This window comes from Streptomyces sp. NPDC058964 (genome assembly GCF_042741275.1).
GTDB lineage: Bacteria > Actinomycetota > Actinomycetes > Streptomycetales > Streptomycetaceae > Streptomyces.
The window spans coordinates 12021-19285 of record NZ_JBHYKH010000129.1; the positions used below are offsets into that span (position 1 = coordinate 12021).

A 7265-nucleotide genomic window follows, 5' to 3' on the forward strand; every position below is an offset into this window, starting at 1 on the left:
TGCGCCCCACCCCCCCCCCCACCGCGCGGCCCCCCTGCCCCGCCCCGCCCCCCGCGCGCCCCCACCCACCGTATCGACCCGGTCACCAGGAACGGCGTCACCGACGCCACCCTCTTCCGGGCCCTGCGTCACGACCGGCGTCCCGCCCTCACGGCCGGGGACGCCGACACCGACGGACACTGGCCGGGCACACCGATGTTCATCGGACCGCTTGCGCGCAGACCCGCCCCCTGCCCGTGCTCGACCACGGCGTACACGGCCCCCGGCGGCACCCGCGGACCGCTCCTGCGCGAGGACGGCTCACCGGTTTCCGACCGGCCGGACGTGTACCGAACAGCCGCTGCGGATCAGAGGAAGGTGTGGCCCTCGCCCCGGTAGGTGGGCGCGGTCGCCGTCACCGCGTCCCCCTCGATCAGGTGCAGCACGTCGAACCGCTCGCACAGCTCACCGGCCTTGGCGTGCCGGAACCACACCTTGTCGCCGATGAGCAGATCGTCGGCGGCGGAGCCGAGCAGCGGTGTCTGCACCTCGCCGGGGCCCTCCTGGGGGTCGTACCGCAGCCCCTCCGGCAGGTACGGCACCGGCAGCCGGTCGGGCCCGGCCGCGCCGGAGGCCGGGTAGCCGCCGCCGAGCACGGTCACGACCCCCACCCCCGGCCGCCGTACGACCGGCTGGGCGAAGAGGGCGGCGGGACGCCCGGTGAACGACGTGTAGTTGTCGAAGAGCCGAGGCACGTACAGGCCGGAACCGGCCGCGATCTCGGTGACCGAGTCCTCGGCCGCCGTGTGCTGCACACTGCCCGTACCGCCGCCGTTGACGAACTCCAGGTCCGGCACCACGGCCCGGACCGCCCGCACCACGGCGGCGCGCCGCTCGGCCAGCTCCCGGCGGGCGGTCGCCTGCATCAGCCGGATCGCCCGGGACCTCAGGGGCCGTCCGGCGACGGAGTCGCCGACACCGGCGATGTGCCCCTCGTACGCCATGATCCCCACCAGCCGGAAACCCGGCCGCCGGGCGACCGCCCGCGCCAGCTCCGCGACCTGGGCGGGGGAGTGCAGCGGCGAGCGACGCGCCCCCACCCGCACCCGTCCGCCGAGCAGCTTCAGCGACGTGTCCAACTCGAGGCAGACGCGCACGACTTCACGGCCACCGTCGCGAGCCGCGTCGATGAGGTCGAGCTGGGCGGTGTCGTCGACCATGACGGTGACGGCCGAGGCGAGCTTGGGATCACCGGCGAGCTCCGCGTAGCCGGCGCGGTCTGCGGACGGATAGGCGAGCAGGACGTCGTCGAACCCGGAGCGGGCCAGCCACAGGGACTCGGCGAGGGTGAACGACATGATGCCCGCGAAACCCTCCCTGGCCAGCACCCGTTCGAGCAGCGCCCGGCAGCGCACGGACTTGCTCGCCACCCGGACCGGCTTCCCGCCGGCCCGGCGGGCGAGATCGTCGGCGTTGGCGTCGAAGGCGTCCAGGTCCACGATCGCGAGAGGGGCGTCGAGATGGGCGGTGGCCCGGTCGTAACGGGCCCTGTCGGCGGCGCGCGCAGTCATGCACGAAGCCTGCCAGACAGGATTACCGCAGGGTAGGGGGACGTTCCGGGCAGATGCCCCGGGGTCGCGGACTGGTTCCCGCTCGCCCGTCGGCAACCCGTAGAGTGACGCGCACGCACGACGGAACGACTCCGGCCGCACGCCCTGTGCCGGGATGCCGGGCCGCCGCTGCGGGTATGCGGGCCTGGGGACGGACGATTCCGCGCCGGGCCCGGGCGACGAGGACGGCGGCCCGCGTACGGAACGGCCGGGGCACGAGGAAACGGGGGGTGCATGAGCAGGGACGCGCGGCAGGCCCCGATCCCGCCCCGCCCCACGACGCCCCCGCCCGGCCACCCCGCCACGACCCCCGGAACGGACCCCACGGCCACGACGAGCGACCCCGCACGGGGAGATCGCGGAGCCTCGTCGGGCCCGGCCCGGTCGGAGGCGAGTACGCCGGCGCCCCGGGCCGGTGGTGCGGGCGACTCGGCCCGCGACTCTTCCGGATCCCCGGCCACCCCGCCGCGCTTCCCGCCCCTGCGCCCGTTCCGCCTGACCCAGGGCGCCGCGCCCGCGCCGCCCCCGCCGTCGGCCTCGGCGCGCTTCCCGGATGCCCCGCCGTCCGTCGGCCCTGAGGCGCGCCGACCGGGCACGGGCACCACCGACCCGGTGACGCCGGGCGCCGCACCGGCCCGCCCGGACCGCGGCCCCGCGGCCCCGGCCGGCTCCCGCCCGGAAAGTCCCGCCCGTCTGCGTCCGCCGGCGCCGACGGCCACGCCTGCGTCCGAAGCACCTGCCGGTCAGCGCCAGAACGCCTCCGCCGTACCGCCGCGGCCGGCTGCCCGGCCGGGCCTGCGGCTCGAGACCCTGAGCGGGCGGGCCGGTTCCACCGCGGTGCCGCCGAAGCCGGACGTGCGTCCCGGGCCCGCGTCCGGGCCTTCAGGCTCCCGGCCCGCCGCCGTGCCGCACCAGCCCGACGCGACGCCCGGCACCGGGAGCGCCGAGACGGTCCGGCGCCCCGCTTCCACCACCGTGCCGCCCAAACCCACGACCAGGCCCGGTAACACCTCCGCGCACAGCGAAGGGCCGAGCACCGCCCCGTCCGTGGCCGCCGCCCCGCCCCGCCCCGCCGACGCCCCGGCTCCCGGGAGCCCGGCCGGGTCCACGGGGTCGCTGCCCTCCGCGGGCCCCGTTTCCCCGGACCCGGCGTTCTCCTGGAGCGCCACCCGGCACGTCGTGTCCTACGACGGGACGGAGGGACACGGCGAGCGGTCACGGTCACGGTCGCTGGTGCCGAGGGTGGCACCCCGCACCGCCGCCGCAGCGGCCTGTGTCGTGCTCGGACTCGGGCTCATCGGCGGTGCGGTGACCGGGAGCTGGCTCACCGGGAACTCCGGTGGCTCGGGGGACGGCGACAGTTTCACCGCGGCCGCCGCGCTGTGGCACAGCGTGCCGGTCGACCAGCTGTTCCCGCCCATCGTGGAGGGGACGGGTGCCGGGCCGGGCGGCGCCGACCGCACCTGGACGCGGATCGCCGTCGCCCCGGACAGCGGCTGCGCCAACGCCTTCGACCCACTGCTGCGCAAGGCGCTCGCCCCGGTCGGCTGCCAGCGGCTGCTGCGCGCCACCTACACCGACGCCACCCAGAGCTACGTCACCACCGTCGGCATCCTGTTCACCAAGGCCGACCCCGCCGCCATGTCCTCGCTCTCGGCCCGCTTCAGGAACGAGGGCCTGGACCGCCGTGCCGACCTGATGCCCCGTCCGTATGCCGCCAGGAACACCGTCGCCGCCGCCTTCGGTGACAAGCAACGCGCGTCCTGGACCATCTCCGTCCTCACCGACGCCCCGGTCGTCGCCTACGCGGTCTCCGGCTGGGCCGACGGCCGTACCGTCGACGCCCCGCAGCCCGCCGCGGACGCCATGCGGTCCGGCGCCACCTCGGCCCCCGCCCAGGGCGGCCTCGGCCAGGAGGCACAGGGCCTGGCCGACCGCGTCCAGCGGAGCCTGCGCAAGACCGTCCGCTCGGCCACGGAGACGCCCTCATGAGCACCCGGACGTGCGGCCGCCGCCGCGTGGGCCTGACCGGCTCGGCCCTGAGCCTGCTGCTCGCCGGCTCCCTGGCCCTCGTGCCGTCCACCACCGCGTACGCCGACGGCATCCGCGCGCAGCAGTGGGCCCTGTCCGCCATGCACACCCAGCAGGCCTGGCGGACCACCAAGGGCAAGGGCATCACCGTCGCCGTCCTCGACACCGGTGTCGAGGAAGACCACCCCGACCTCGCCGGCAACGTGCTCCCCGGCAAGGACCTGGTCGGCTTCGGCGCCAAACCCGGCGACCGCACCTGGGCGCGGCACGGGACGGCCATGGCGGGGATCATCGCCGGGCACGGCCACGGAGCCGGCGACGCCGACGGGGTCATGGGCATCGCGCCCGAGGCCAAGATCCTGCCCGTGAGGGTGATCCTCGAGGACGGCGACACCGCCCGCGGCAAGGCCCGCAGCACCCGCGGCAACGCCCTCGCCGAGGGCATCCGCTGGGCCGCCGACCAGGGCGCCGACGTCATCAACCTCTCCCTGGGCGACGACTCCGCCTCCGCGCACCCCGAGCCGAGCGAGGACGAGGCCGTGCAGTACGCCCTCAAGAAGGGTTCCGTGGTCGTGGCCTCCGCGGGCAACGGCGGCGAGAAGGGCGACCACATCTCCTATCCGGCCGCCTACCCCGGAGTCATCGCCGCCACCGCCGTCGACCAGTACGGCACCCGCGCCTCCTTCTCCACCCGCCGCTGGTACGCGACGGTCGGCGCGCCCGGTGTCGACGTCGTCATCGCCGACCCGGACCACAAGTACTACGAGGGATGGGGGACGAGTGCCGCCTCCGCCTTCGTCTCGGGCGCGGTGGCGCTGGTGAAGGCGGCCCACCCGGGGCTGACCCCTGCCCAGATCAAGAAGCTGCTCGAGGACACCGCCCGAAACGCTCCCAGCGGGGGCCGTGACGACTCCCGCGGCTTCGGGTTCGTCGATCCCGCCGCCGCCATCAGGGCGGCCGCCCGCCTCGAGCCGAAGGGCCTCCACCCGGCCGCCTACGGCGACAAGTACTTCGGGCCGGGCCCCGACACCGCGAGTGCCGACTCCGGTCCGGCCGGCTGGGCGGGCCCCCTGGCGGGCGGCGCCGGCGGCGTTCTCCTCGTCGCGGCCGTCGTCCTGTGGCGCGGCCGGCGCCGTGCACACGGGGATCGTTACTGACCCACGGGGATCGCTACTGTCGCCCGGAGGCGGCCGAGGCCGACGCGGACGCGGCGTTCCCCGCGAACACCGACACGGCGGCCTTCGCCGCCGACTCCACCAGCAGGATGCCCTTCGCCCGCGTGGTGCTGCCGTTCGACAGGACGGCCACCAGACAGCGGGTGCCGTCCACGGTCACGCGCCCGATGCTGTTCACGTCCCACAGCCCCGTCGTGCTGCGCGCCAGCCAGCCGTTCTTCAGCGCCCAGGCGGAGCCGTCCCCCGCGGCCGAGACACCCCACCGCTGGTCGGACTCGATGTTCCCCATCAGCCCCTGGAGATACGCCCGCGAGGCCCCGCTGAGCTTCGAGTCCTCCCCGAACACCTGCTGGAGCAGGAGGAGTTGGTCGGCGGCCGTGGTCTGGGTCAACCCCCACAGCGCGCCTTCGCCACCCTCCGTCCCGGTGAGTCCGAAGCGCTTGTTCGCCGCGTCGAGCCCGTCGGCCCCTCCGATGGTGTTCCACAGCGCCGTCGCGGAGGCGTTGTCGCTGTTCTCGATCATCTTCGTGGCGTGCACCTTCTCGGTCGCCGTGAGATGCCGGCCGGCGTCCTGCGCCTGGAGCAGCAGCGCCGCCAGGATGTCCACCTTGACGATGCTCGCCGTGTCGAAGGCCCCGTCGCCGTAGGCGGCGCTCTCGCCGGAGTCCAGGTTCACCACCGCCGCCGACACCTCGGCGCCGGCCGGTACGGTCACCGACTTCATGGTCTCGGCCAGCAGCGCGGTGTGGTCCACCGCCGGTTCCGCCACGGGTTCCACCGATTCCTCCCCGTACGCCGAGGACGAGGACGAGGACGACGACTTCGACGACGACGACTTCGCCGAGGATACGGGGCCCTGGTGCGCCCGCGCCTTCATGTACACGGTTCCGCCGGCCGTGACCCCGGCCACCGCGGCGGCCGCGAGCGCGACGTGGACGGCCGTACGGCGCCGGGACGGACGGGCGCGGCGGCGACGGCGGGCTCTGGAGGACTCCATGCCCGCGATGCTCGAGGCCGGGACTGTGTACGCCGTTGGACGGACCTTAGAAGCACGTCAGGGATGTCTGAGATTCCGGTGAATCGCGTGACGGCCGGGTTTCGGGGGCCGCACAAGCCCAGCAGCATCCCCCCTATAGGGTCGGGGACCGTGGCGAACAAGAACATTCCCGACCCCGGCTACTCCGACGACGACGGTTCCGCCGATCCCCGGCTGAGCGCCGCGCTCGCCGCCTGGGCCGAGGACCGCACCGCCGTGGGACCCGTCCTGGAGGCGCTCAAGGGCGCCCGGCTGCTCGTCCCGGTCGTGGCCGTCCTGGGCGAGGTCGAGGAGGACGAGAACGGGCTGCGCCGCGAGAAGACCAGCGACATGGCCGTACCCACGCTGAAGGCCGGTGGGCGCACCGCGCTGCCCGCCTTCACCTCCACCGACTCCCTGGCCCGCTGGGACCCGCAGGCCCGGCCCGTGGCCGTACCCCTGCACCAGGCCCTGCAGGCCGCCGCGCACGAGAAGGCGGACACGGTCGTGCTGGACATGTCGGGCCCGGTGGCGTTCGAGCTGACCGGCGCCGCGCTGCTCGCGCTGGCCGAGGGGCGTACGACGACCGATCCGCTCGCCGACCCGGCCGTCGTCGAGGCCGTCCGGGCCGCCGTGGCCGCGGAGCCCGCCGTGCTGCGCGCCCACCTCGGCCCGGGCCGGACCGACGGCACTCTCGCCCTGGTGCTCGACCCGACGGCCGCCCCCGCCGAGGCGGCCCGTGCCGTCGCCGGCCGCCTGGCGGCCGACGAAACGCTCAGGGCCCGCCTGGTGCGTGGTCTCGACCTGGCGCTGCTGCCGGCCGGGACGACGCCTCCGGGCGAGCCCTTGTACGTGCGCGGGGGAAACTAGCCGTAGACGGGTCCGGTGTACTTCTCGCCGGGGCCCTGGCCGGGCTCGTCCGGGACGATCGAGGCCTCGCGGAACGCCAGCTGCAGCGACTTCAGGCCGTCGCGCAGCGGCGCGGCGTGGAAGGAGCTGATCTCGGTCGCGCTCGCGTCCAGCAGACCGGCCAGCGCGGTCACCAGCTTGCGGGCCTCGTCCAGGTCCTTGTGCTTGTCGCCGTCCTCGGTCAGACCGAGCTTCACGGCCGCGGCGCTCATCAGGTTGACGGCGACCGTCACGATCACCTCGACCGCGGGGACCTCGGCGATGTCGCGGGTCATGGAGTCGAAGTCGACGGGGGTCTCACTCATGCTCCACACGATAGGCGCAGCGACGGTGAGTGCCCCACCTGGCCCTGATTAGCCCTTCCCGCCCGATGCTGCTAACCTTGTGTGACGACCGGCCGGACAGGCATGCCACACGGCGAGCAGGCCCGGCCCACAAGTGGAGGCTCCGATCTCCCACCCGACCGTCCCCCGGGACGGCGGGTCACCCCGGTCAGGCGGCCACCACCGTTCCGTACGGACGGTGGAGTCGCCCGAAAGTGCGCCC

At 75.0% G+C, this 7265-nt stretch carries 7 protein-coding genes and 1 pseudogene; 4 read left to right on the forward strand and 4 right to left on the reverse strand.

Features of this window, described 5'->3' with window-relative positions; genetic code table 11:
• Positions 1-378 (forward strand): annotated as a pseudogene (locus tag ACFW2E_RS18120) (hypothetical protein); the annotation flags it as partial.
• On the opposite strand, the gene ACFW2E_RS18125 reads toward ACFW2E_RS18120, so the two are convergent.
• The gene (locus tag ACFW2E_RS18125; RefSeq protein WP_384467497.1) at positions 348-1550 is read right to left on the reverse strand and encodes an amino acid deaminase/aldolase; all 1203 of its coding nucleotides are present in this window, start codon (positions 1548-1550) and stop codon (positions 348-350) included. The pseudogene ACFW2E_RS18120 and the gene ACFW2E_RS18125 overlap by 31 nt on opposite strands.
• 782 nt (positions 1551-2332) lie before the next feature.
• Positions 2333-2758: a hypothetical protein gene (locus tag ACFW2E_RS18130; RefSeq protein WP_384467499.1), complete on the reverse strand. Its 426-nt coding sequence runs from the start codon at positions 2756-2758 to the stop codon at positions 2333-2335.
• 73 nt (positions 2759-2831) lie between these two features.
• Here ACFW2E_RS18130 and ACFW2E_RS18135 point away from each other — a divergent pair, with 73 nt between their 5' ends.
• Both ACFW2E_RS18135 and mycP read left to right on the forward strand, forming a co-directional pair.
• Positions 2832-3581 carry a hypothetical protein gene (locus tag ACFW2E_RS18135; protein WP_384467501.1) on the forward strand — a complete coding sequence of 250 codons (750 nt, stop codon included), beginning with the start codon at positions 2832-2834 and terminating at the stop codon, positions 3579-3581.
• Positions 3578-4777 carry a type VII secretion-associated serine protease mycosin gene (gene mycP / locus ACFW2E_RS18140; RefSeq protein WP_384467503.1) on the forward strand — a complete coding sequence of 400 codons (1200 nt, stop codon included), beginning with the start codon at positions 3578-3580 and terminating at the stop codon, positions 4775-4777. The genes ACFW2E_RS18135 and mycP overlap by 4 nt, the downstream gene beginning before the upstream one ends.
• Before the next feature lie 13 nt (positions 4778-4790).
• Here the strand turns inward: mycP and ACFW2E_RS18145 are convergent, their stop codons facing one another.
• Positions 4791-5792 carry a serine hydrolase gene (locus ACFW2E_RS18145; protein ID WP_384467504.1) on the reverse strand — a complete coding sequence of 334 codons (1002 nt, stop codon included), beginning with the start codon at positions 5790-5792 and terminating at the stop codon, positions 4791-4793.
• A 150-nt stretch (positions 5793-5942) separates the two neighbouring features.
• Here ACFW2E_RS18145 and ACFW2E_RS18150 point away from each other — a divergent pair, with 150 nt between their 5' ends.
• The gene (locus ACFW2E_RS18150) at positions 5943-6680 is read left to right on the forward strand and encodes an SseB family protein (RefSeq protein WP_384467506.1); all 738 of its coding nucleotides are present in this window, start codon (positions 5943-5945) and stop codon (positions 6678-6680) included.
• Here ACFW2E_RS18150 and ACFW2E_RS18155 read toward each other — a convergent pair.
• Positions 6677-7024, reverse strand: coding sequence for a DUF1844 domain-containing protein (locus ACFW2E_RS18155; RefSeq protein ID WP_384467508.1), 348 nt, complete (start codon positions 7022-7024; stop codon positions 6677-6679). The two genes, ACFW2E_RS18150 and ACFW2E_RS18155, sit on opposite strands and share 4 nt — an antisense overlap.
• Positions 7025-7265: the final 241 nt, after the last annotated feature.

Bases quoted from the DNA above. Each gene is read 5' to 3' on its own strand.
- ACFW2E_RS18125 (WP_384467497.1), bottom strand. From the start codon at position 1,550: ATGACTGCGCGCGCCGCCGACAGGGCCCGTTACGACCGGGCCACCGCC.
- mycP (WP_384467503.1), top strand. From the start codon at position 3,578: ATGAGCACCCGGACGTGCGGCCGCCGCCGCGTGGGCCTGACCGGCTCG.
- ACFW2E_RS18145 (WP_384467504.1), bottom strand. From the start codon at position 5,792: ATGGAGTCCTCCAGAGCCCGCCGTCGCCGCCGCGCCCGTCCGTCCCGG.
- ACFW2E_RS18155 (WP_384467508.1), bottom strand. From the start codon at position 7,024: ATGAGTGAGACCCCCGTCGACTTCGACTCCATGACCCGCGACATCGCC.